The sequence below is a fragment of the Oceanobacillus aidingensis genome (assembly GCF_042654105.1).
In the GTDB taxonomy this organism is placed as follows: domain Bacteria; phylum Bacillota; class Bacilli; order Bacillales; family Amphibacillaceae; genus Oceanobacillus; species Oceanobacillus oncorhynchi.
Map to the genome: position 1 here is coordinate 1 of NZ_JBHSFT010000013.1, position 23842 is coordinate 23842.

Here is a 23842-nt window from a genome sequence, read left to right on the forward strand (position 1 = left end):
CTTAGCCGACCAGGAGTCTCCGTGTTTTTCTTCCGGGACTGGGACTGCGGTTACTCGCCCCACCGAAAACCATTGCGATTACTCGCCCCATCAAAAACCGTCGCTAGTTACTGTTTTCAATCATTATTTCGTCATTTTTATAAGAAAAATAAAGTGTAATTTCTTACTTCAATTTATATAGTGAGATAAAGTTCTTGTTTGCTGCTATAAGACTTGCTATTTGTTTCGCATCTTGTAAAATAGGGAAGGATGTGTAAGAATAAGAAAATCAGTGAAAAGAAAGGGGGAATTGCTATGAAAAAGGATCAATATGATGTTCAATATAAAGAACAGTTTCAAGAACATATTGATAAAGTTCAAGAAGCATTGGAAATGGAAAACATGGAGGAGTTTCGGACAGAGTTTCTGGAAAACCATCCATATGATCAGGCTGTATTTTTCCAGCAGCAGGATGAAGAAAGAAGGTCACAGATATACACGTATTTATCTCCTGAAGAAATGTCAGAGATATTAATCAATATTGATTTGGATGATGTCGTTGAGTTTTTTGAGGAGATGGATCCGAGATATGCTGCGATGATTTTTGCTGAAATGCCTGTCGATGATGCAGTCGATATTTTGAATGAGCTGGATAAAGAAAAAGTGGTCAGTTATTTAACAATCATGGATAAGGAATCTGCTAACGATATTAAACAGCTGCTTCATTATGAAGAAAAAACCGCTGGTAGTATTATGACAACAGAATATGTCGTCCTCTTTGAAAATCAAACGGTTGCGGAGACGATGAATCAGTTAAAAAAAGAAGCTCCAGACGCTGAGACGATTTATTACTTGTTTGTTCTCGATGATGATAAACATTTAGTCGGTGTCTTATCAATAAGAGATTTAATTATTGCGGACCATGATACATTGATTAAAGAAGTCATGAGTACCAAAGTTGTCGCTGTATCCGTTGCAAAGGATCAGGAAGATGTTGCACAGATGTTCAGGGATTATGATTTTCTTGCACTTCCGGTAGTTGACTTTCAAGATCATCTTCTAGGTATTATCACAGTCGATGATATTTTAGACGTTATGGAAGAAGAGGCCAGTGAGGACTACTCCAAATTAGCCGCAATGTCCAACACGGATATTAAGGACGATACAGCAATTCGTTCAGCAAGAAAAAGACTTCCTTGGCTGGTTATCCTGTTATTTTTAGGTATGTTAACTGCTACATTGATTGCCAGCTTTGAAGAAACCCTGGAGCAAGTAGCGATTTTAGCTGCTTTTATCCCTTTAATTGGAGGGACAGCAGGTAATTCTGGGACACAGGCTCTTGCTGTATCCGTACGAGGAATGGCAACAGGAGAATTTGAGAATACTGGAAAATGGAAGCTTTTGGGCAGAGAAGCATTAACAGGACTCATCAATGGGGTCTTCTGTGGAATAATCCTTGCAGCAATTATTTTTATATGGCAGGGAAGTATTTATTTAGGCATACTTTTAGGATTATCTATTATGGGTTCCCTTCTTGTAGCAACATTAGCAGGGGCTCTTATCCCGATGCTGATGAATCGCTTGAATATTGACCCGGCAGTAGCATCAGGACCATTTATTACAACGATTAATGACCTTATTTCTACATTGATTTATTTTGGAATGGCCACTGCATTTATGAGTTATTTAATTTGATTATATGACTGAAAAAGGATTGTCTCACAAATTAGAGGCAATCCTTTTTCATATGTAGAGACATGGCGCTTTTGACACAAAACAAAATCTAGGTTCATACACTATACAAGATAAGCCGAGAAGGGGTGTAATGACCAATGACAGAAAAAAATAAAGCGCAAGCTCCTTTACTTTACATCAGCCAGCCTCAACTGAAAGCATCTCAAGCTCCGATGCAGGAAAATTATGTTGGCGACTATAGAAGACAGAAGAAACTCCATTCAAACGAAGTCCCGACTTTGAATAAAACACAGCCAAAAGATAAAAAAAGACCATCAGCCGAGAGCTCCCGGTCAGAAGAACAGCAATCGAGCAAGAAAAAGTTTATGGAAATGACGATTCCGGAAAAAATTAATTATTTAACCAATCGTTCTGAATTTGCTCCGTCGATAAGGTGTGAAATAATGACAGCTTCTAATAAAAAATACCGGGGCATTATTCGTGAAACAGAAAAAGATACTGTTTTTTTACAGTTAAATAACCGAAAAAACAGGGTGGAAATTGCAATTAAGGATATTGAAAGCATTCAGTTATTAGGGTTTTAAAAAACACCGTCCAGGAATATATTACCTGGATGGTGTCTTTTTGGTTCTTGCTGCTATTTTAGTGAAATGCTCTAATTGCTGGTAAGCAAGTAACATGGCAGAAACAATCTAAATCTACTGTGATACAAATACCTGTTGCTTCCAGGTCTTCGGTGTTTTGGTCAGTAGGATCCTTCATATGATCAAAACCGCAGCTTTCTCCATCACTGAGTAATAACTCAAGAATAGCACAATTGTTTTTATCTACTTTTTTCACCCTGAAAATAAAGCTTGATAAAATAGGATTCATCTTGTTGTGATGGTTTTTCGTGGTGCCAAACCCTTTAAAAGGTTTGCAATCCTTGCAGTATAGAATAACAGGTACGGTGTCTAAATCATTCGTTACTTCATTTGTACATAAAAGATCGTTGATTGATTGTTCACAGCTCGTATCACAGCAATTTTCTACAATGTCATTTTGAGCATCAACAATGTCTTTTAAAATATCTGCTACACAACTTCCGGTATCGTAATTTTTTCCACAACCCATGAGAAATTGCTCCTTTCACAATTTGAATTTTCTTTCCTTATAGGATATGTGTCTTCCTTGTGTTGGTGTGGGCGAGTGTGGTTATGATGAATGGCTATTGCAATAAAAATAAAATTCTGACTATACAAAAATTAAGAAACTGTATATAATATAGAAAAAAGCGGTTTCAAATTTTTGAGGAAGGGTATATAAAGGTGACTATACAAAGGAGGTGCGGGGGATGGGATATATTCTTCCGGTGCAGACTTCACAGTATGCTGATTATCATCAAAGAGTACAGCCGACCCAGAAAAAAGCGGACCAAGTAGAAAGTGCTTTTAAGGTTCAATTGGATAGAAAGTATCAGGAACTAAGCGCAACATATGAGCGCTATTACCGCAATCGGCCTGAACCTCAAAAACCAATCGACCTGCCGCTGGATTCTTCCCTCATCACGGGGAGAGGAAGGCATATCAATAAATATGTATAATAAAAGCATTCCTGTTTCCAACAGGAATGCTTCCTTATGATTAAGCAGAAGATCAGCCTCAATCATAATCTGTATATTTTTTATGATTACGATTAAAAAAGGGTACAATGTATAGAGGACTCCCTTTTATATACTCTGCATAAAAAATTTCTGAAACATCTTTATACCCCTGTTCATGGATAGACTCCTCCAGCCAGGATAATGGAAGATTTTTCTCCTCCATATTATCTTGAATGATTTCCCCGTCATTAATGAGCGTGATAGGCAAGGTAACATCCTGGGGAGATAATTTTAGATCCTTGCGTGTAGGCGTTTGATAATCCGTTTTTTTTAGAACAGAAACCGTTCCATTTGCTTCTAATACCGCAAATTCTACCTCACTGATAGAGAACACATCTTTTTCTCTTAAAAGGTGCTGCAGCTGATTAATATCCAGCTTGGTTTTTTTCATCATATCCCGGACAAGTTTGCCGCGATGGATTATAATGGTTGGACTTCCTTCAAGCAGATGTCTGGTCCGCTTATACTTTTGTGATACGATTTCGATAATATACATGAGAATAGCATATAGAGCTACGACAAACGCTATTTCCGGTATCCCGGCATTAGGATCAAATAAAGCATTCCCGACTAATTCTCCCAAGAGCAGTGCAGAAATAAAATCAAAAGGGGTAATCTGTGAAATCTGTGTTTTCCCTAATAATTTTGTGATTAAGAATAAAGCGAAAAAACCAAAGATAACTTCTGTAAACATACTCATATAACTAGACATATTATACGCTCCTTTAATGTACACAGTATTTTATAGTGTGTACATTAAAGGAGAAAAAATGTATTAAAAAAGACCCTTATCTGCCAGAGATAAGAGCCTCTATTTATACCTTTATAATTTTTTTATCATGGTGACATGAGGAATGCCTGCATCCATAAATTCTCCAGATGTCACTTCATAGCCAAGCTTTTGGTAAAAATTTTGTGCATGTGTCTGTGCGTTTAATTTGGCTTTATGAAAATCCTGTTGTATTATTTCTTGTTCCATTTTTTGCATTATTTTTTTGCCGATAGACTTTCCGCGTTGTGATTTGAGCACGCAGATGCGCTCTAATTTACCATAACCGTCTTCCGTGAATCGAAGGCGGGCGGCAGCAACTGGAGTTTCTTCATCATAGGCGATAAAATGCGTTGCTGTTTTATCGAATTCATCTATCTCTTCTTCAGAAGGCACGTTTTGTTCATCTACAAATACCTCATTTCGAATGTGATACACATCTTGTAATTCTTCTGGTGTCCTTGCAGTTTTTACGAGCATGCGTGTTTATTCCTTTCCTAATAAAAATGTTTCATATACCGTCCAAGAACCGTTATCTAATTCGTATAACAGCTGGAATCGGTCAATATAATCCTTGATTGCAAAACCTTCCATTTTTAATCTTCCTACAATATCTGAGAATTCATCATGCTCCAAATCCTGGGCAATTGTAATATGCGGTACAAAAGAATGTTTTTGGTTATTCTCAAGAATTCCTTGCTGCAGGTGTTCATTGAGCGTTTGTAACTGTTCGATTGGTTCAACTTTTAAATAAATGGTATTTGTTATCGGTTCAAAGGTACTTACCTTATTGATATGAATATAAAAAGGGTCTACGCTGCCCGCAATTTTATGGAGCTCCTGAACCACGTCATCAATCTGCTCCGGATCTGTTTCAAACGGGTACTTTAATGTAATATGCGGAGGGATTAACGCGTACCTTGGGTCGTAACGCTTTCTTAATGCATTTGCTTGATCCTGTACGTTTTTTGAAGGGAAAATAGCGATTCCATATTTCATTCATACAACCTCCTAGTATATAAATTATTATCAGCTATAAATAATCTGTATTTACATAAGTATAGCAAAAGAAATGGAAAATAGAAATTTTAATCAAATAAAGTTGTGAGCAGGCGGCGCATATCATTTTGCCAATACTTCCATGTATGGATACCATCCTCTAATTCATGATAGGTATATGCTGCTCCGGCATTTTCCAATGTCTGATTTAATTTGCGGTTCGGTTCTACAAAGTCAGCTGTATTCCCGTCGCTCATTTTTACTTCTGTTTCCTCTGTACCGATGGTGTGATAAATATCCAGTGTGGACAGGGGCTTTGCCTGCTCCACATGAGCTAACACCTTATCATCCACGTAAGGGGACTGTATTCCTGCTTTATCAAATAGGTCCGGATATTTCATTGCGGTCATCAATGCCAATGTTCCTGCCAGAGAATCGCCAATAATAGAACGTGATTTTTCCTGGTGATTTGCCGGAATCAGTTCATCTAAATATGGCACGACTTCCTGGATGAGAAAATCTGTGTATGCTTCATTCTGCTCGCCGGACGGGTGATATTTTTCTCTGCGGTCATATTTATCTTTGTAATGAATTCCCACAAAAATCACATTATGCATTTCTTTTTCATCATGAAGCTTGTCGCTTAATGTAGCGATTCGTCCCATCTGAAAGTAATCCTTTCCATCCTGCATGATGCAGATTTCATATTTATACGCTGTAGAGAAGACTTCAGGATGATAAATCTGTAATGTCATCGTTTCTCCTAAAAAGGAGCTGTTTATTTCTTTTTCAATCATTTTTCCTTTCCTGCGCAAGCTTCCCACCTCCATTTTTTATAATGAATAATATGTTTTTATCGTATAGAAATAGTTTATCATTGTGTAATGGTGCTGTCACTTGAACGTCCTTTTGCAGCTTATTCTATCGCAGTGTAACACCCTGATTCATTCAACTGATATTTAGTAAGAAAAGCAAAAATCGGCTGAATAAAGTCTCATTTTATTGATAAAGATGATAATATTTCCCTTTCCGTTTCATAAGCTCCTCGTGGCTGCCCTGCTCCATGATATTTCCATCTTCCAGCATGATAATTTTATCTGCCTCCCGAATCGTATTGAGTCTATGGGCGACAACAAAACTTGTGCAATCCTTCATCAGGCGTTTTAATGCTTCTTGAATGTGCAGCTCTGTTACGGTGTCAATATTACTGGTCGCCTCATCAAGGATTAAAATTTTCGGATTTGCTAATAATGCGCGGGCGATGGTCAACAGCTGTTTTTGTCCCTGACTAATGCCGCTTCCGTCCTGATCCAACACGGTGTCGTATCTATCCTGCAAAGACATGATAAAGTCATGAGCATTCGCATTCTTCGCAGCCTGTTCTACTTCTTTATCCGTCGCATCTAAGTTGCCGTAACGGATGTTTTCCCGAATCGTTCCGTGAAATAAGAATGTATCCTGTAAAACAAAAGCCATATGCTTTCGCAGGCTGGTCCGTTTTATTTTTTTAATATCGATACCATCCAATGTAATCTGTCCGCTATCATAATTATAAAAACGGGAAATCAGATTAATAATGGTAGTTTTCCCGGCGCCGGTGTGGCCTACAAATGCAATTGTTTCTCCGGGCATTGCTTCCAAGCTGATATCATTTAGAATGTCTGCTGATTCGTAACCGAAGCCGACATGGCCAAAAACAAGATGTCCCTTTGTATCTGGAAGCTCTATTGCCCCGTCCTCGTCAACTTCCTCTTGGGTTTCATCCATTACCTGAAATACTCTTTCTGCACCCGCGATAGCGGATAGCAGCAAGTTGAATTGGTTTGATAATTCATTTAAAGGTCTGGTGAATTGTCGGGCATATTCAGTAAAGATAACAATCGTTCCGACAGTAACCAGTGCTCCGTTTGACGTGATAACTAGCACACCGCCGACAAAGGCGATCATCGCAAAGCTTAAAAAATTCAAGGTATTCATGATTTTTGGGATGAACCCTGAGATGGTCAAAGCCCAAAAACCAGTATTCTGCAAGGATTTATTTCTTCGCTCAAACTGGTCTTTTACATAATCCTCCTGTGAATACGTCTTCACAACATGCTGACCGGAAACGATTTCTTCTACATAGCCATTAACATCTCCCAAATCCCGCTGCTGTAATTTATAAAGAGGTCCGGTTCTTCTGGTAATCCAGCGCATCGCGAAAAACATGGCTGGAATAATCGACATCGTAACAACTGTCAGGATAGGACTCAGATAGAGCATAATACTGACTGTACCGATTAAAGTAAGCACACTGGCGAAAATTTGAATCACTGATTGGTTCAGGGTGTTATTGATATTATCGATATCATTGGTTAGCCGGCTCATCAACTCCCCATGCTGACGCTGGTCAAAGTAGGAGATAGGGAGGCGGTGAAATTGTTCAAATAAATTTTTTCTCAGCGTATATACGGTTTGCTGTGCAATATCTACCATCCAATAGTTTTGAAGAAAGAGCGATAAGGAATGGATCATGTAGACGATAACCAATCCTAAAAGCAGCAGACCAAGTCCGTTTAGCTGCCCGACTGCAATAAAATGGTCAATAGACATTCCGACTAGAAAGGGACCCAATAGAGCAAATAATGAACTGATAACGACCATGAAAATAACAAGAAATAATTTCCCTTTTTCCATTTTTAAATAGTTCCAGATCCGTTTTAAGGCAGCTCCCATGTTTTCTGCTTTTTTTGAAGCACCTATATCCACAGTTGATACATCAATTCGTTTATATTGAAAAGCAGCTTTTAAAGAATTATTTCGCATGGAGAACCTCCTTTTCCTGCTGTGATTCTGCGACAGCCCGGTATAATTCAGAGCGGTCGAGCAGCTCATTATGCGTACCGATATCCAGAATTTTTCCTTGGTCTAGCAGAAGTATCCGGTCGGACGTTTTAGCAGTAGCTATTTTTTGTGTGATTAGAAGAACTGTATACGGATAATAATTCAACGCTTGCAGAAAACGTGCTTCAGTAGCTAAATCAAGTGCACTTGTACTGTCATCGAGCATTAACATCTCCGGCTTGCGAATAAGGGCGCGGGCAATAGAGATGCGTTGTTTTTGTCCGCCAGAGAGATTTACTCCTTTCTGACCGACTCGGGTTTCATATTGATGTTCCAGCTGTTGAATCGTATCATGGATCTGTGCATCCTTCGCTGCTTGAATCACTTCATCCATTGTTGCGTCTTTTTTTCCAAAAGCGATATTATCAAAAATAGAGCCGGTAAATAAAAGCGGTGTCTGCGGAACGTAACCGATACCATCCCGTAAAGCCTTGAAGGAATAGTCCGTTAAAAGTATATCATCTACGTAAATATTTCCTTTAGAAGGCTCGTAAAGGCGGGGTATCAACTGGAATAAAGAAGTCTTCCCGGACCCTGTTGCTCCGATAATCGCCAGTCGTTCACCAGCATTTACGGAGAATGAAATATCTGATAGTGTTTCCTTAAATGCGTCCGGATAACGGAAAGAGACATTCTCAAATACGAGGCGGCCTTTCGACAAAGAAAAAACCGCCTGTTTTAACTCCTCTTGTTCTCCATCTTCCTCTGTGAGCACCTCGCTGATTCGCTCGGCAGACGCCTTTGTTCTGGAAAGTATCATGATAATAAAAGAAAACATAGAAATGGCCATCGCTACACGAAGCGCATAATTGATCATCGTAACAACTTCACCAATATTTGCCTGCCCGTTAACAGTTTGGATGCTTCCGAACCAGATAATAAAAATTAAACTTAAATTCATAACAAACAATAAAACGGGACCGGATGATTCCACAATTCGAAAGGTTTTTCGGGTCGTCACAGCAAGTGTCCGGTTGGCGTCATCAAATCGGTTTTCTTCTGTGCTGCGGCGGGTAAAGGCTTTGATGAGTCTCATACCGGCAAGGTTTTCCTGCATGACACGATTGACATCGTCTACATTGCTCTGTACCTGTTTAAATAATTTGCTTGAAATTTTTAATATCCATAAAAGAAATAAAATGAGAAGCGGCACAGTGACTAAAAAAATCAATGCCAGCTGCGCATTGACTACAAAAGCCATGATAACACCGCCAAGGACAGTCAATGGTGCTTTTGCCATAATACGAAGCACCATGAAAACGGTATTCTGAATCTGGCGGATATCATTTGTAAACCGCGTAACCAGAGAAGATGTAGGGTATTTATTTAATTTTGCATAGGTGAAGCTCTGAATTTTGGAAAATAGTTCCTCCCGCAAATCATAAGCATAGGAAAAGCTGACATGAGAGGACAGAAAAGAATTTAGAACGCCTGCAAGAAAGGATAAAAGAGCCAGGCCAATCATAATCGAACCCCAAAATGCAATATTTTGGATATCCTGATTTACTACCCCTTGATTAATCATCAGTCCCAAGAAGAGGGGAAGCAACAGCTCTACTGTAAGCTCGATAAGCATTAATGAGAATGCAATTATTGAAGGAAATGTATAAGGTCTTAAATAGGAAAACACCTTTCGCAAATCAACCACCCGCCAACTAAAAGAGTAAAAGTATTCAGAAATTAAAATGGAAATAAATTGTTTACTATATTATAGAATGAATGATGATAAATAAGCCAGTATTTGGTTCGGTTTACGAAGTGATGATGGGGGGGAGTTATAACCCTGTAAAATCTACAATAATAACTATATAAATTGAAATTAATAGCTACCGCTACAACGGGTTTCATGGGGTGAGTAATCGCAACCCCAGAAAAACACTCCGCTTTCCGTGGGCCCCGAGCTCATCTCCTTTAAAGAAGACTTGCTGATTGGCAAGCCGTCAGGCGCAGACAGAAGCAAAGTCGCACTTATGCCCCGCGGGNTGACCAGGAGTCTCTGTGTTTTTCTTCTGGGACTGGGACTGCGGTTACTCGCCCCACCGAAAACCATTGCGATTACTCGCCCCATCAAAAACCGTCGCTAGTTACTGTTTTCAATCATTATTTCGTCGTTTTTATAAGAAAAATAAAGTGTAATTTCTTACTTCAATTTATATAGATAGTATGTAAAAAGGAAAACGAGCATGAGTAAAAATAAAAATAGCAACTCCTAAATGGTTAGAAGTCGCTATTTATTAATGAATGATTCCGATTGGACTCGAACCAACGACTTCCACCCTGTCAAGGTGGCGCTCTCCCAGCTGAGCTACGGAATCGTATGTAAGTACAAATTATATTATACAGCCAAATGAAGCAGAAGACAAGCTAATAAATATTTATTTCGTTCTAATTGAATCACATCGAAAAATGAGTTTTTGATGACTGCTTTATTTTAATAGACTATTCTCTATGCTTTTGTCCGCCTGTTAAAGTGGAATAAATGAGGGACAATACATCTTAGGAATAGATAAATTTAAAATCATAAGAATATTTAATAACTTTCCTTCAATTCTTCCTTCCTGTAAAATGAAATAGATTACATTATATTTAATTTGAAAGAGAGAGGAAATATAAAATGCTAGAAAAATTAAAAGCCTATCGATTTCCACTTATTCTTTTAGCTTCTATTATTATTGGAGCGATAATTGGATTGATTTTTGGAGATGATGCAACTGTTATCAAACCTTTTGGGGATTTATTTATTAATTTATTATTTATGATTGTTATCCCGCTTGTATTTTTCTCTATTTCGTCAGCGATTGCCGGCATGGATAGCATGAAGCGGCTTGGGAAAATCATGGGGTCGATGATTACCGTATTTGTCGTAACCGGGGTGATTGCTTCTGTAGTGATGCTTATTGCTACTGTTATATTCCAGCCGGGCTCAGGTGTCGATATCCCTTTAAGCACTCCTGAAAATATAGAAGAACAGAGTTTAGGGGATCAATTAGTCAATACATTTACAGTACCTGATTTTGTTGATTTATTTTCAAGAGATAATATGATGGCCCTTATTGTGATGTCCATCCTGGTCGGTGTTGCAACTGGATTGGCAGGAGAGAAGGGGAGACCGTTTGGAAGATTGCTAACGAGTGCTTCCGATGTGTTTATGAAGTTAATTAAACTCATTATGTATTATGCTCCGATTGGGCTCGGCGCGTACTTTGCATCCTTAGTAGGGGAATTTGGTACAGCGTTGATTGGTGATTATGCCAGGGCAGTGATTGTCTATTACCCTGTGGCTGTATTGTATTTTGCGATTGGTTTTACATTATATGCCTTCCTTGCTGGCGGAAAAAAAGGAGTCAGCCGCTTTTGGAAAAATATACTTGGACCGGCTGCAACCTCACTGGGGACTGGAAGCAGTGTTGCAACAATCCCGGTTAACCTGCAGGCGGCAGAACGGATTGGTGTTCCGAAAGATATTCGTGAGACCATTATGCCGCTTGGAGCCACCATTCATATGGATGGTTCCTGTTTATCTGCTATGTTAAAAATCGCCTTTATCTTTGGGGTATTTAATCAGGATTTCACTGGAATCGATACATTTTTAACTGCCATTGGTATTTGTTTATTATCTGGTATCGTGATGAGTGGAATTCCGGGAGGCGGCTTTACAGGGGAGTTAATGATTATCACATTGTATGGCTTTCCGATTGAGGCCCTGCCAATCATCACAGCTATCGGAGTGGTTGTTGACCCGCCGGCTACAATGGTGAATTCTACTGGTGATACGGTGTCGAGTATGGTTGTGGCAAGACATATCGAAGGGAAAGACTGGATGGAGAAAGCAGATGCCGCCAGGACTTAATTTATAAAATGCAAAGGTGCTGTGTCCCGGTAAGTTTGGGGCACAGCACCTTTTTTAAATTATTTAGTTTAGAAATATATTATTCGTGGAACACAAATAATATAAATAAATTGTTAGATTTCGTAGGAGGTATATTAACATGAGTGATGGTTTTAAAGATAAAATTAAAGGTGCGGGAGATAAAATAAAAGGTGAAGCAAAAGAAGCGTACGGCAAAGCAACAGATAACCCGAAAAAGCAAGCGGAAGGAAAAGCTGATAAAGCAAAGGGCGCCGCAAAAGATAAAAAAGGCGAAATAAAAGATGAGCTGAACAGTTCGAATGAAAATGATACAAAATAAAAGGCTGTTTTAACGGCAATAACATTTTGAAAATCGTTAGGTCGGCTTTTGCCTAAATATAAAAACCCCAGATACCTTGATAAGCAAGGAATCTGGGGTTTTTTGAACAGGCTTCACGCTATTAATGAGAGTAGAAATGAATGGAATATAACAGCCTTGATATAGCAAGGTTTGAATGGTCATTTTGTAAAGAGTAAGAAAGTATATAAAAAATGCTGAATATAGCCGCTCCAACGGAAAAAGCAACAGGTAGACCTGAGCAGGAAGCGGTTTTCTTACCGTGAGGCTGAACGTTGCCCGCGGAAAGCGACTTCCCGTAGCGGACATCCGGACATCGCTTCGGCGAGGACACCTGTGATTTAAAGACCAAGCGGTGTTCTTGGTTTTTCTAAAACCCGCCGAAAAAGCAGGCGAAACTGCATTCATGGATACTCCAAACTGATTAACCTGAACCAGATTGTGGTTCTTAAGATTAATAAAATAATTTTCATTTTATAAAAATAGCCCTTCACAGAGCGTGAGAGGCCTTATCAATTAAATTTACTGTTTTTCCATGTTATTAAACTCTGAAGTGTCGCGAATTGACCAACTAATTATTCCTGGTCCAGCCACAGGCTCAGAATAGATGATTTTCTTTCTGGAAATATTTTTAAAATATTCATTAGCTTCTTTTTGAGAATTAGCGACTACTGTATGTTGCGCCCCGTTCGTATAAATATCAAATGCTTCCATTTTAAAATCCCTCCAAGTTATTAAACGTATTATTCTTTCTCATGTTTAAAAACCAGTATTGCCAATCTATCTATATATTAAACAATCAATAAGGACTTTTTAAATAAAAAAGCCCTCATATTGAAAGGTTAAGCTTCCTGCTCACGCATTTTTTCTAACTAAAAAGCCACCGAAAATACAGTTCTTCAACCTATTGCAAAATGTATATAAAAAAAGCCTTGAAACATTGATTTAACAACATTTCCAAGGCTTTTCTTGTATTTAAATTCAGTTCAACCCGATTAACGAGAGTAGAATTCAACAATAAGCTGTTCGTTAATCTCAGCTGGAAGTTCAGAACGCTCAGGGAAACGAGCATACGTACCTTCTTTTTTCTCCGCATCAAAAGTAGTATATTCTGGTACGAAGTTGTTCACTTCAATCGCTTCTGTAACGATATCTAGTTTTTGAGATTTTTCACGAAGAGCAATTGCTTGACCTGGTTTTACAGAGTAAGATGGGATATCTACGCGAACGCCATCTACTGTAACGTGACCATGGTTAACCAATTGGCGAGCTTGTTTACGTGTGCGAGCAAGACCTAAACGGTAAACAAGGTTATCAAGACGAGATTCAAGAAGAATCATGAAGTTTTCACCATGGATACCTTTCATGTTACCAGCTTTATTGAACAGGTTACGGAATTGACGTTCGTTCAATCCGTACATGAAGCGTAGTTTTTGCTTCTCTTGCATTTGCAAGCCGTATTCAGATAGTTTTCTGCGTGAGTTCGGTCCATGTTGACCAGGAGCGTAAGGGCGTTTATCTAATTCCTTACCAGTTCCAGTTAATGAAATGCCAAGACGACGTGATTTCTTCCATACTGATCCAGTATAACGTGACATAGGACATTTCCTCCTTTATGTTTTATTTGCATAAAATAAAACGCGCGTGATCGTTCCGTTGTTCATTATGTTTTCATGTACCATCGCTCCAGCAGCAGAGAGTTACACGATACACCTTTATAAGCTGAAACTTACAAAGGAACAAAATGAGTGCAAGCGTCGACTCACTTAGGCCACTTTATTATTTTACACAAATTATAGTATATAATTTACATATACGCTTGTCAACATAAAATTAACATAGAGTTAAATAAATCAGGCTAAATTAGAGTGAAATTAACAAAATGTTAAGTTAGAATATTTTTTTCTCTAAGAGCAAAAATGATTTATTATGCATTCGAATCCGTTATAATGAATATATCTACAGTTACCATTTATAGTGAAAAAGGACGTTTATAAATGTTTCTCAAGCTGTGCAACAAATTTTTCTAAATTATCTTGATCGATTGCATCGAATCTGTCATAAATCGGACTGTCGATATCCAAAACACCGATAATTTCCTTATTGCGGGAAATAGGGATAACAATTTCGGACTTTGAAGCTCCGTCACAGGCGATATGACCAGGAAATTGATGGACATCTGCTATACGCTGTGTTTTATTTTTAGAAACCGCAGTACCGCAAACTCCTTTTCCAAAAGGGATACGAATGCAGGCAGGAAGTCCTTGAAAGGGGCCGAGCACTAATTCTTCGTTTTCGGTTAAGTAGAATCCAACCCAGTTAACTTCATCTAAAAATTGGTTGAGCAGAGAGGAAGCATTTGCTAATAGCGCGGTTTGATTTGATTCTCCTGTGGATAGTGCGTCCAGTTGTTTAATAAGAAGCTCATAGTCTTTTGTTTTTTCTCCAGAATAATCAAGTTGTTGAAACATGATGTATTACCTCCTAAAAGTTTATAGTAAAAGCGTGACAAATAATGACATATTGAAATTTATTGTCGATAATCGATTAAAGGATTTATCCCTTTCTTTGTCGTATGAATAGAGTAAGGAGTTGAAAAGAATGAAAAATAATATAACGAAGCAAAAAGTAGTTGATGCTGCTTCCTCCCTATTCTTTCAAAAAGGATTCCATGGCACTTCTGTGCGCGATATTGCAGAGCGGGCCTCGGTGAATGTTTCCTTGATCAGCTATTATTTTAAAGGGAAGCAGGGCCTTTTAGAATATGCTGTAACAAACTATTATGAAGCATATTTAGAAAAAATAGAAGAATCACTGGAAAAAACAGAAGCTGATGCTGTAATCTATCGATTAAATGAATTAATTTTTACAATTATACATTATAAGCAAATGCATCATCAATTAACATGTTTTATTCAGCGCGAATTATCTCTTGATTCCGTGTTTGTCAGAGAAATGACCGTCACCTATCTGGCGAAAGAAAACTATTATTTAAAAGCGCTGTTTCAGGAAACAATTGGTAAAAGCGTCGGACAGGAAGAGAAGCACTATTTATTTATGCAGCTGAAGGGGATGCTGATTACCCCTTATATTTTGCATTCAGATTGGAAGGACCAAATTGTAGGGGAATTTGCTCATGAACAATTTGTTAAAAAGTATACAAAAAGTATACAAAAATGGATACAGTTTAATACGGACGTGAGGATAGGAGGGGAGATTCAATAATAAAAAATATGTCTTTTTCTCCGTATTACAATAAAAAGTTGTTGAATCGATAAGAAAAATGTATTTTCTTTAGCCAAAAGGGCGGAATACATGATATTATAAAGGATATATTATTGTGATTTTTATAATTGTTGATATATTTATATAGAGGTTTATTGGTTGGGAGGCAAAGTATGGCTGTCGTAGTAGGGATTATTTTAGCGATTATTGTATGTTTAACCGTTGCTTTAATTGTAAGAAAACGAGTTTACGATCATGTGGACCATATAGAAAAATGGAAATTAGATATCACGGATAGAGATGTAGCAAAACAGATTGGGCAGATTAAAGCATTGAATCTTTCTGGAGAGACCTTAGAGAAATTTGAAGCCTGGAAAGAAGAATGGGAAAAAATCGTAACAAAATCCTTGCCTGACGTAGAAAAATATCTTGTGAATGCAGAGGAAGCAGCTGACCGTTTTCTTGTGCCGAAAGCAAACAAGATTTTAAAAGAGGCGGAAAGTCATCTGGGGAAAACAGAAGAAGAAATAAAAGAAATTATTGCAGAGTTAGAGGAATTACTTCGTGCAGAGGCAAATGGACGTGAAAGCGCGGAGGAATTAAAGCCTAGAATCAAAGGATTAAGAAGCATGCTTTCCCAATCCAGATACCAGTATGGCAAGGCTGAAAAGGAATTTGATAAAGAAATTGATGCATTGGAACTGATGCTGGAGCAGTACGATGAATTTGTGAATGATGGTGATTATTTAAAAGCAGATGAAAGCATTCAAGAGCTAAAGGAAAGTACTCAAACGGTAGAGAATAAATTAGAATTATTCCCTGATTTGCTCAAACAAGTAAAGCAGGATATGCCGTCACAATTAACAAATCTTTCCGCCGGTATGAAAGAGATGAAGGAAAATGGATACCGGATTAAACACTTAGGTTTTGAAAAAGAAATTATTACATATCAGGAACAATTGAGAAATCTGGAATCTCAGCTGGAAACAGCAGATATAACAGAAGTTGAAGAGCAGCTTCAGCAAATGGAGACCCGTATTTCAGAAATGTACGAAGCGCTGGAAGGGGAAGCAATTGCTAAAAATTATATAGAGAAGAAAGCTCCGGAGTATGAAGATTCAGTAAAACAAATAAGTGCTACGTATGAAGCAGCAACACTGGAAATTGAAGAAATCCAAAAAGCTTACCACGTAGAAGACGATGATATGGAACGTTTCCAAACCATGGGTAAAGCGATCAAGGCTTTGAAAAATCATGTAGAAACAATAGAGCAGAGTATAGATGATGACAAACAATCTCATTCTGAATTGAAAAAAGGAATTGAAGAAGGCTTTAAGAAGATTGAAGAGCTGGAAGAGGAACATGAATCGTTTAAAAAGTCTATCGCAAATTTACGGAAAGATGAACTGGAAGCAAGAGACAAGCTGGAAGAAATGCACGGCCAGCTTGCAGAGTTGAATCGAAAGCTGAAAAAGAGTAATATACCAGGAGTGCCAAGTTATATTTGGACGCGTTTTGAAACAGCATTGCAAAAAAACAATAAAGTAATGGAAGCATTAGAAACCTACCCTCTGGATATGAGCAGCGTACAGCACGCATTGACGGAAGCAAAAAGCTCGATTGATCAAGCTTATGAACAGGTGGATATGATGTTGGATCAGGCTTACTTGACGGAGCAGGTGATTCAATATGCAAACCGCTACAGAAGCCAAAATTCAGAGCTGGATCATAAGCTGAAGGAAGCTGAAAGGCTATTCCGTAATTTTGAATATGAGCTTTCTTTAGAGCATGCCGCCAATGCAGTAGAAGAGGTAGAACCCGGTGCTTTAAAGAAAATAGAAACGTATCAAGAGGAAAGAAACAATTAAAATAACTTTTAACAAATGGTAAGTTCCTTAGATTTTTCCGCTACGATAACATAAGAAATATAAGATGAAGGCTGTCGCTAAGAATGAAATACTTATTGCTTAGGTCAGCCTTACATTTTTGTTTATGCAAAAAGATTTAATGTAAGAAGGTGCAAATATGATATATTTTGATAATAGTGCGACGACGAAGCCGCATTCAGAAGTCGTAGATAGTTTTACAAAAGTGTCCGCTAACTACTTTGCCAACCCCTCATCCATACATCCTTTAGGGGGACAAGTTGAAAAGCTGCTGGAGGCAGCCAGACAGCAGGCAGCGGATTTAATTGATGTGCCGAGAGAAACGATCATCTTTACCTCTGGAGGGACAGAAGGAAATAATACTGCCATCAAAGGAGTTGCCCTGGAGCATCAATCACGCGGCAAACATATTATTACCACTGGAGCAGAGCATCCATCGATTCATGATACTTGCGGGAGTCTGGAAAAACTGGGCTTTGAAATTACCTATTTACCTGTGACAGAAAATGGAACTGTTTCTGCAGCAGATGTAGAAAAAGCCATTAGAAAAGATACCATCCTTGTTACTATGATGCAGGTGAATAATGAAATTGGTTCGATTCAACCGGTTGAAGAAATTGGGACTGTTTTGAAAAAATATCCGAAAGTATTATTTCATGTGGATGCCGTACAAGGTTTAGGGAAGGTTCCTTTGAAACTTACGGGTTCTGGCATTGATATATGTACCTTTTCCGGTCATAAAATTCATGGTCTAAAAGGAACCGGACTTCTGTATGTCAATCATACAGCGAAATTATATCCGCTTTTGCATGGCGGAAGTCAAGAATCGGGTATTCGTTCAGGAACAGAGAATGTAGCAGGCGCTGTTTCCTTTGTAAAAGCATTGCGGTTAATCAAAGAAAAGGAAAGCAGTCAAAAGGATAATGTTTTAAAAAGGCTGCATGATAAGCTTATAAATGAACTTCATCAGATGGAGGATGTAGAAATTAACAGTCCGGAAGATGGTGCGAATCATATTGTTCATTTTTCCGTTCCTGGAATCAAGCCGGAGGTTATTATCCACAGTTTAAGCCAGAAAGAAATATATATTTCAACAAAATCTGCTTGTTCCTCCAGGGATTTAACAGAAAGCCATGTGCTCGTTGCCTGCGGAAAACCAAATGAAGTTGCTTCTTCCGGCTTACGGGTAAGCTTTTCTTATGAGAATACGGAAGCAGAAGCGGCAATTTTTGTAGAGGAATTAAAAAAAGCAATTCAACAATTTAAAGAGGTATTGAGGTAGATAATATGCAATATGATCATATATTAATTCGTTATGGAGAGTTAGCATTAAAAGGAAAAAATGCCAAGCAGTTTATATTAAAGCTTCATGATAATATACACCAGAAGGTAAAAGAGTTTGATGGTGTGAAAGTAATGCGGACACAAGGGAGAATGTTTGTCCTGCTAAATGGCAATCCGCCGGAGCCAATCATTGAAAAACTACAAAACGTTTTTGGCATTCATAGCTTAAGTCTGGCAATTCGTGTAGAAAACGATGTGGAAGAGATAAAAGAAGCGGCTCTCTATGCATTAAAGCGGGAGCCGAATGCGAAAACATTTAAAATGAGCGTTCGCCGAACAAAAAAAGATTTCCCAAAGCATTCGGGAGAAATGAATCATATCCTGGGCAGTCATTTATTAACGAATACGGAGGATATTACCGTAGATGTACATGACCCTGATTTGGAAATTAAAGTAGAGATACGTAAGGAAGCAACCTATATTACGAGCGGAACCATCAAGTGCCGGGGCGGATTGCCAGTCGGAACTTCAGGAAAGTCGCTGCTGCTGCTTTCAGGAGGAATTGACAGCCCGGTGGCCGGATTGTTAGCAATGAAAAGAGGCGTACATTTAGAAGCAATTCATTTTCATTCTCCGCCATTCACCAGTGAACGCGCGAAGCAGAAGGTGCTGGATTTAGCGAAGCAGTTGACGACATATGGGAAATCAATCAAAGTGCATATTGTTCCATTTACCAAATTACAGCAGGAAATTTTTAGAGAGATGCCGAATGATTATGCGATGACTATTATGCGCCGTGTGATGTTTCGTGTCAGTGAGGAGCTTTGCAAGCGCGAAGGAATCTTATCCTTGACTACAGGAGAGAATCTTGGGCAGGTGGCAAGTCAAACCATGGACAGCATGCACACCATTAATGAAGTGACCAATTACCCTATTATCCGCCCATTGATTGCGATGGATAAAGATGAGGTTATTCGAATTGCGCAGGATATCGGCACATATGAAACATCGATATTACCGTATGAAGATTGCTGTACAATCTTTGTGCCGAAATCTCCAAAAACAAAGCCGAAGCGGGATAAAGTGAATTTCTATGAATCGAAATACGATTTTACTCCGTCCATTGAAGAAGCGATAGAGGGAATAGAAACCATAAAAGTAACCGAGAAGACCTTGTTTAATGAGGATTTTACAGACCTTTTCTAAGTAATATCTCAACTTTCGCACCTAAGAATAAGCAAATATATCTTGCTATTCCAGGAGGAACATGTTCTCCATTACCATGCTTGCATTTTAGTGAAATATCCGGCCAACCACTCCGCTTTCCGACGTACAAATGTTTTCGATGGGACGAGTAATCGCAGTCCCAGGACGTGCAAGTGCAGGCGTTGTGACAGGAGTCACGGGCTTAGCCTGCAAACCACTTAGGAGTCTGCGTGGTTGGCCTGTGCTCTGATAGGATTCTGCAGTGAATGAAAGAAATAACATCTCAATGAGTTGGATGAAATAGCAGCTTTCGTCTGAACAACCCAATCATAACAGCATGGATATGAAATAAAGAGGATAGCTTCGATGTACAGAAAGGAATCTTGGTCGAACATTTTACCATACAGCATGAAAAATATGTTCTATCTGATTAAACATCTATTTGGTGAGGTGTTTTCCATGTATAGAATATCCTACTAGCGGAGGAAAAACACCGAGACTCCTATGGGAAAGCGCAATGGTCTTCTGCGGGGCGAGTAATCGCAGTCCCAGTGGGAAGACCCCGCAGAAAAAAGCGAACTTCTTTTTTTGAGGAGGCTGAGCGCAAGCCCATGGAAAGCGTAGTGTTTTTCCGCAGCGGTGCTTTACACTTCACCTTCTATTCTTTGTCAAGGAAGTTATCCAAGGAACAATCAACTCCTGTTTCTATAGAGATAAAGTTACTTTTTAATGTGCGAAAGTTGAGTAATATAAAAAGGACATGCACAAGAAAAAATTACCATAAAAACAAATGCATGTTTCTCCCCTGCTTGGTGCAATCTATAGTTACCAAGGAGGTGAACAACATGGCAAACAATAACTCAAATCAATTAGTTGTTCCAGGAGTGCAACAAGCACTTGATCAAATGAAATACGAAATTGCTCAGGAATTTGGTGTTCAACTTGGTCCTGACTCAACTTCTCGTGCTAACGGATCTGTTGGTGGAGAAATTACGAAAAGATTAGTAACAATGGCTGAGCAACAATTTGGTGGAACTAAATAAATAACATGATTGGCTGGCTGCCTCCGCTGATGCGGGGGCAGCCTTTATATTTGGATCTGATAAAAAACCTGCCGCAGCTTATTAGTGCAGTGCGCGGCAGGTTTTGAATTATTTTATTAAGGAGAATTTCCCCTGGAACTGCAGCTGAGTGAAGTTACGTTTTATAAAAAAGTACGTTGTATACGATTCCAGAAAGTGTTGTTTGACATTCTGACGGTTTTTATAACGGTGTTGTCCATTTCGATGTCTACATGACGAATGCGCTGTACAGGCCATGCTTCATTATCGAGACTGATAATTGGATAATCATTGCCGTCTTGAATGACTTCCAGCTGCAGTCTTCTATTCTGATTTAATATAAAAGAGGATCCTAATGTACGATAATTATTATTATTTAAAGAGGCGACTTCAGAAACTTGAAAGCTTGACAGTAACGGGTCGATAACTGCCCCGTGAGCTGATTTGGAGTAGCCTGTACTACCTGTAGGAGTAGATACTACCATGCCGTCACCCCGGAATGTTTCAAAATGTTCATCGTCTATTTTAACATCGATAACAATCGTTTTAATAATACTGGAGCGCAGAGATACTTCATTTAAGCAATAAAAAGCTTTTTCTCCATTCACACTCACTTTAATTGTTGGAAAACGGCGGACTTCTATTTTATTATTTGTGACCGCATCAATCATTTCTTCAAATCTGGTTATACTAAAATCACAGTATAATCCAATTTGATCCCCATCCGCGATACCTGTATAGATGCAATCCTGGCGGAAACCGGTGCGGCGAACTGCCTGCAAAAAGGTGCCATCTCCGCCAATACTGACAATAATAGACGCATCTTTAGATTCGTTCACGACATTCAAACCATTTTGTTCCGCCAGCGATTTCAGGTGATTTGTTTTTTCGCCTTCCTGTCGAGGGTGGTAATAAAAGAAAATGTTATTTCGATTCTGCATATAATAACCTCCAAACAAAATATAGTGGCACTGTACGCTTCTGTCAGTCTGCTCTATCCATGATATAGAGCCGTCATGTTGTCAGACAGGAACGGATGAGCTGCTTTTTATTTCAAAAGGAAGTGCAAGAGCACCATCCTCCTTTAGAAATAAGCATTTTCTATCTTTATCATAACATTTTCTAGCTGGTATTTCTCTTTAGAATATGAACAGATAGTGAATGGTATAGGAAAGGGAACCAATTGAAAATACACATTCAGGAGCGCTGATTATGGATAGTTTATACATTATTTTAATTCTTATCGCAGGAATAGTTTTTTTCATCGCTTTTTTCCTGCAAAGTAAATGGATTATTAAAATTAAATATCAATTTCCGGAAATGCGTGATGCACAGATTTCTGTCTATCTTTATAAATGGTGTGTGATCAGGCAGAAGAATTTACGTATATCAAACCAGGCAGAGATGGAAAAAGGATTTATCCATTTTTATAAGCTGTTGCGGGAGAAAAAGCTTCATGTTTTAAAAGAAATACGATTACAAGCTTTATTAAAGGAATTGCAGGTGCTTGAATTTAAATGGCAGACCAAAGGAGGAACAGGGAATGCCTTTACTACTTCTATCACCAGCGGGACAATGTGGGCTGTAAAAGGGTGGCTGGTCGGTTACCTTTCACAGCACCTTCAGCTTTGCGGGAAACCGCAAATTAATGTTCAGCCGGATTTTCAAAGTGCCCGTCTTGAGACTGCTTTTTCGTGTATGATTTCCTTCCGCTTAGGAAAAACTATTCTAGGAATCATGCGTGTATTGAAAATAAAGGAGGTAAGAAAATGACAGAACATCCAATAGAAGGTTTGATGTCTAGCGCAATGAAAAATATACAAAAGATGGTTGAGGTAAATACAATTGTAGGAGAGCCTTTAAAAGCACCCGATGGGACTGTGATTATTCCTGTTTCCAAGGTTGGTTTTGGTTTTGCGGCGGGCGGAAGCGAATTTATGCCGTCAGAATTAAAGGCAGATGATGTGGAAGAGCACGAAATTCCATTTGGCGGCGGAAGCGGGGGAGGAGTATCGATTACACCGGTTGCTTTTCTCGTATTAAAAGAAGGAAAGATGGATTTGGTTCATATGGATCAGCATACACATCTGTATGAAAAATTAATTGATTTACTGCCAGAGCTGCTGCAGCGATCAAATATGCTGAAAAAAGAAAAAAGTGGCGAAAAGAAAGTAGAGCAGCATCATCATAAAAAAGATGAAAAAGAACGGGTAAAAACTTCAGAGAAGGAGCCTGAAAAGGAAAAGGGAGAATTAGAATCGATTCTTACCCGTTTTGAAATATAGATTGTCTACAATAGCTATAATTGGACAGTTTGTATAACAAGCCCCATAATAGGAATTGAATGATAATAGTAAAGATGGGGAGGAGAAATATCATGCCAAAACAAACTACATTTAAACAAGAACCCGTTACATTATTAGGAGAAGAACAAAAAGCAGGGAACAATGCTCCTGACTTTACGGTACTTGCAAATGATTTATCTGAGAAAACATTAGCTGATTACGAAGGAAAGGTGAAACTAATCAGTGTTGTGCCTTCTTTAGATACTGGTGTATGTTCCGAGCAGACTCGTCGTTTTAATGAGGAAGCAGCCAGCCTGGATAATGTATCGGTACTTACAATCAGCATGGATTTGCCATTTGCTCAAAAACGCTGGTGCGGTGCAAATGGGATTGAAAACGTAGAAACATTATCTGATCATCGCTCCGCAGATTTCGGCGAGAAGTATGGTGTGCTTATTGAAGAGCTTCGTTTATTAGCCCGTTCCATTTTCGTTGTGGACGAAAATAACAAAATTACTTATGTGGAATACGTTTCAGAAGTATCAGACCATCCGGATTATGATGCGGTATTGGAACATTTAAAATCAAAATAATAAAAAAAGCATGGTTTCCGCTTGAACTGTGCCCCGTCAAGTAGACAGTAAAAAAACAAAAACTCTATGCAACAGCCTGGTCCCGATATTCCAACGGTGTCAGGCTGTTTAATTTCTCCTGGTAACG

General features: G+C 38.6%; 24 protein-coding genes and 1 tRNA gene. 13 read left to right on the plus strand and 12 right to left on the minus strand.

Annotated elements, in window-relative coordinates; all coding sequences use genetic code 11:
• The first annotated feature begins 294 nt into the window (after positions 1-294).
• Together mgtE and ACFO3P_RS09375 are read left to right on the plus strand one after the other, a co-directional pair.
• Positions 295-1674 carry a magnesium transporter gene (mgtE, locus tag ACFO3P_RS09370; protein WP_042535423.1) on the plus strand — a complete coding sequence of 460 codons (1380 nt, stop codon included), beginning with the start codon at positions 295-297 and terminating at the stop codon, positions 1672-1674.
• A 137-nt stretch (positions 1675-1811) separates the two neighbouring features.
• Positions 1812-2258 carry a CotO family spore coat protein gene (locus ACFO3P_RS09375; RefSeq protein WP_042535421.1) on the plus strand — a complete coding sequence of 149 codons (447 nt, stop codon included), beginning with the start codon at positions 1812-1814 and terminating at the stop codon, positions 2256-2258.
• Positions 2259-2316: 58 nt separating this feature from the next.
• Here ACFO3P_RS09375 and ACFO3P_RS09380 read toward each other — a convergent pair whose 3' ends face one another.
• Positions 2317-2787 carry a CotY/CotZ family spore coat protein gene (locus tag ACFO3P_RS09380; RefSeq protein WP_042535419.1) on the minus strand — a complete coding sequence of 157 codons (471 nt, stop codon included), beginning with the start codon at positions 2785-2787 and terminating at the stop codon, positions 2317-2319.
• Between the two features lie 220 nt (positions 2788-3007).
• On the opposite strand from ACFO3P_RS09380, the gene ACFO3P_RS09385 reads away from it, so the two are divergent.
• Positions 3008-3256, plus strand: coding sequence for a hypothetical protein (locus tag ACFO3P_RS09385; RefSeq protein WP_379542368.1), 249 nt, complete (start codon positions 3008-3010; stop codon positions 3254-3256).
• Between the two features lie 58 nt (positions 3257-3314).
• Here ACFO3P_RS09385 and ACFO3P_RS09390 read toward each other — a convergent pair whose 3' ends face one another.
• From ACFO3P_RS09390 to ACFO3P_RS09420, 7 genes are all read right to left on the minus strand, one after another.
• Positions 3315-4028 carry a YetF domain-containing protein gene (locus ACFO3P_RS09390; RefSeq protein ID WP_042535414.1) on the minus strand — a complete coding sequence of 238 codons (714 nt, stop codon included), beginning with the start codon at positions 4026-4028 and terminating at the stop codon, positions 3315-3317.
• A 111-nt stretch (positions 4029-4139) separates the two neighbouring features.
• On the minus strand, positions 4140-4565 hold the full coding sequence (locus ACFO3P_RS09395; protein ID WP_042535412.1) for a GNAT family N-acetyltransferase: 426 nt from the start codon (positions 4563-4565) through the stop codon (positions 4140-4142).
• Positions 4566-4571: 6 nt separating this feature from the next.
• On the minus strand, positions 4572-5084 hold the full coding sequence (locus ACFO3P_RS09400; RefSeq protein WP_042535410.1) for a YjcG family protein: 513 nt from the start codon (positions 5082-5084) through the stop codon (positions 4572-4574).
• Positions 5085-5173: 89 nt separating this feature from the next.
• Positions 5174-5899, minus strand: a complete 726-nt coding sequence (locus ACFO3P_RS09405) for an alpha/beta hydrolase (RefSeq protein ID WP_042535408.1) — start codon at positions 5897-5899, stop codon at positions 5174-5176.
• A 184-nt stretch (positions 5900-6083) separates the two neighbouring features.
• Positions 6084-7889, minus strand: coding sequence for an ABC transporter ATP-binding protein (locus ACFO3P_RS09410; protein WP_379542370.1), 1806 nt, complete (start codon positions 7887-7889; stop codon positions 6084-6086).
• Positions 7879-9606, minus strand: a complete 1728-nt coding sequence (locus ACFO3P_RS09415) for an ABC transporter ATP-binding protein (protein ID WP_042535404.1) — start codon at positions 9604-9606, stop codon at positions 7879-7881. Before ACFO3P_RS09415 ends, ACFO3P_RS09410 begins: the two co-directional genes overlap by 11 nt.
• A 603-nt stretch (positions 9607-10209) precedes the next feature.
• Positions 10210-10282: transfer RNA gene (locus tag ACFO3P_RS09420), tRNA-Val, on the minus strand.
• Positions 10283-10581: 299 nt separating this feature from the next.
• Here ACFO3P_RS09420 and ACFO3P_RS09425 point away from each other — a divergent pair.
• Both ACFO3P_RS09425 and ACFO3P_RS09430 read left to right on the plus strand, forming a co-directional pair.
• Positions 10582-11817, plus strand: coding sequence for a dicarboxylate/amino acid:cation symporter (locus ACFO3P_RS09425; protein WP_193063234.1), 1236 nt, complete (start codon positions 10582-10584; stop codon positions 11815-11817).
• Between the two features lie 139 nt (positions 11818-11956).
• Positions 11957-12157 (plus strand): CsbD family protein, encoded by a 201-nt coding sequence (locus tag ACFO3P_RS09430; protein ID WP_042535399.1) that lies wholly within the window; start codon positions 11957-11959, stop codon positions 12155-12157.
• A 540-nt stretch (positions 12158-12697) separates the two neighbouring features.
• On the opposite strand, the gene ACFO3P_RS09435 is transcribed toward ACFO3P_RS09430, so the two are convergent.
• The 3 genes from ACFO3P_RS09435 to ACFO3P_RS09445 all read right to left on the minus strand — a co-directional run bounded on the left by ACFO3P_RS09435 (position 12698) and on the right by ACFO3P_RS09445 (position 14646).
• Positions 12698-12889: a hypothetical protein gene (locus ACFO3P_RS09435; protein WP_042535397.1), complete on the minus strand. Its 192-nt coding sequence runs from the start codon at positions 12887-12889 to the stop codon at positions 12698-12700.
• Between the two features lie 281 nt (positions 12890-13170).
• Entirely contained in the window at positions 13171-13773 is a 603-nt protein-coding gene (gene rpsD, locus ACFO3P_RS09440) for a 30S ribosomal protein S4 (protein ID WP_042535395.1), read from the minus strand.
• Positions 13774-14166: 393 nt separating this feature from the next.
• Complete coding sequence (locus ACFO3P_RS09445) at positions 14167-14646, minus strand: GAF domain-containing protein (RefSeq protein WP_193063236.1); 480 nt, start codon at positions 14644-14646, stop codon at positions 14167-14169.
• Between the two features lie 130 nt (positions 14647-14776).
• Here ACFO3P_RS09445 and refZ point away from each other — a divergent pair, with 130 nt between their 5' ends.
• From refZ to ACFO3P_RS09470, 5 genes are all read left to right on the plus strand, one after another.
• The gene (refZ, locus tag ACFO3P_RS09450; RefSeq protein WP_379542373.1) at positions 14777-15400 is read left to right on the plus strand and encodes a forespore capture DNA-binding protein RefZ; all 624 of its coding nucleotides are present in this window, start codon (positions 14777-14779) and stop codon (positions 15398-15400) included.
• Between the two features lie 173 nt (positions 15401-15573).
• Positions 15574-17268: a septation ring formation regulator EzrA gene (gene ezrA, locus ACFO3P_RS09455; protein WP_042535388.1), complete on the plus strand. Its 1695-nt coding sequence runs from the start codon at positions 15574-15576 to the stop codon at positions 17266-17268.
• Positions 17269-17425: 157 nt separating this feature from the next.
• A complete protein-coding gene (locus ACFO3P_RS09460; RefSeq protein ID WP_042535386.1) occupies positions 17426-18568 on the plus strand; it encodes a cysteine desulfurase family protein in 1143 nt (380 codons plus the stop codon).
• Between the two features lie 5 nt (positions 18569-18573).
• The gene (gene thiI, locus ACFO3P_RS09465; RefSeq protein WP_042535385.1) at positions 18574-19776 is read left to right on the plus strand and encodes a tRNA uracil 4-sulfurtransferase ThiI; all 1203 of its coding nucleotides are present in this window, start codon (positions 18574-18576) and stop codon (positions 19774-19776) included.
• 845 nt (positions 19777-20621) lie between these two features.
• Positions 20622-20819: an alpha/beta-type small acid-soluble spore protein gene (locus ACFO3P_RS09470; protein WP_040979745.1), complete on the plus strand. Its 198-nt coding sequence runs from the start codon at positions 20622-20624 to the stop codon at positions 20817-20819.
• 161 nt (positions 20820-20980) lie between these two features.
• Here the strand turns inward: ACFO3P_RS09470 and ACFO3P_RS09475 are convergent, their stop codons facing one another.
• Positions 20981-21778, minus strand: coding sequence for an NAD kinase (locus ACFO3P_RS09475; RefSeq protein ID WP_042535382.1), 798 nt, complete (start codon positions 21776-21778; stop codon positions 20981-20983).
• 271 nt (positions 21779-22049) lie between these two features.
• Between ACFO3P_RS09475 and ACFO3P_RS09480 the strand changes: the two genes are divergently transcribed.
• The 3 genes from ACFO3P_RS09480 (at position 22050) to tpx (ending at position 23715) form a co-directional block, all read left to right on the plus strand.
• The gene (locus ACFO3P_RS09480; protein ID WP_042535380.1) at positions 22050-22610 is read left to right on the plus strand and encodes a DUF2953 domain-containing protein; all 561 of its coding nucleotides are present in this window, start codon (positions 22050-22052) and stop codon (positions 22608-22610) included.
• Positions 22607-23122, plus strand: a complete 516-nt coding sequence (ytfJ, locus tag ACFO3P_RS09485) for a GerW family sporulation protein (RefSeq protein WP_042535378.1) — start codon at positions 22607-22609, stop codon at positions 23120-23122. Before ACFO3P_RS09480 ends, ytfJ begins: the two co-directional genes overlap by 4 nt.
• A gap of 92 nt (positions 23123-23214) precedes the next feature.
• A complete protein-coding gene (tpx, locus tag ACFO3P_RS09490) occupies positions 23215-23715 on the plus strand; it encodes a thiol peroxidase (RefSeq protein WP_042535376.1) in 501 nt (166 codons plus the stop codon).
• Positions 23716-23842 lie beyond the last annotated feature (127 nt).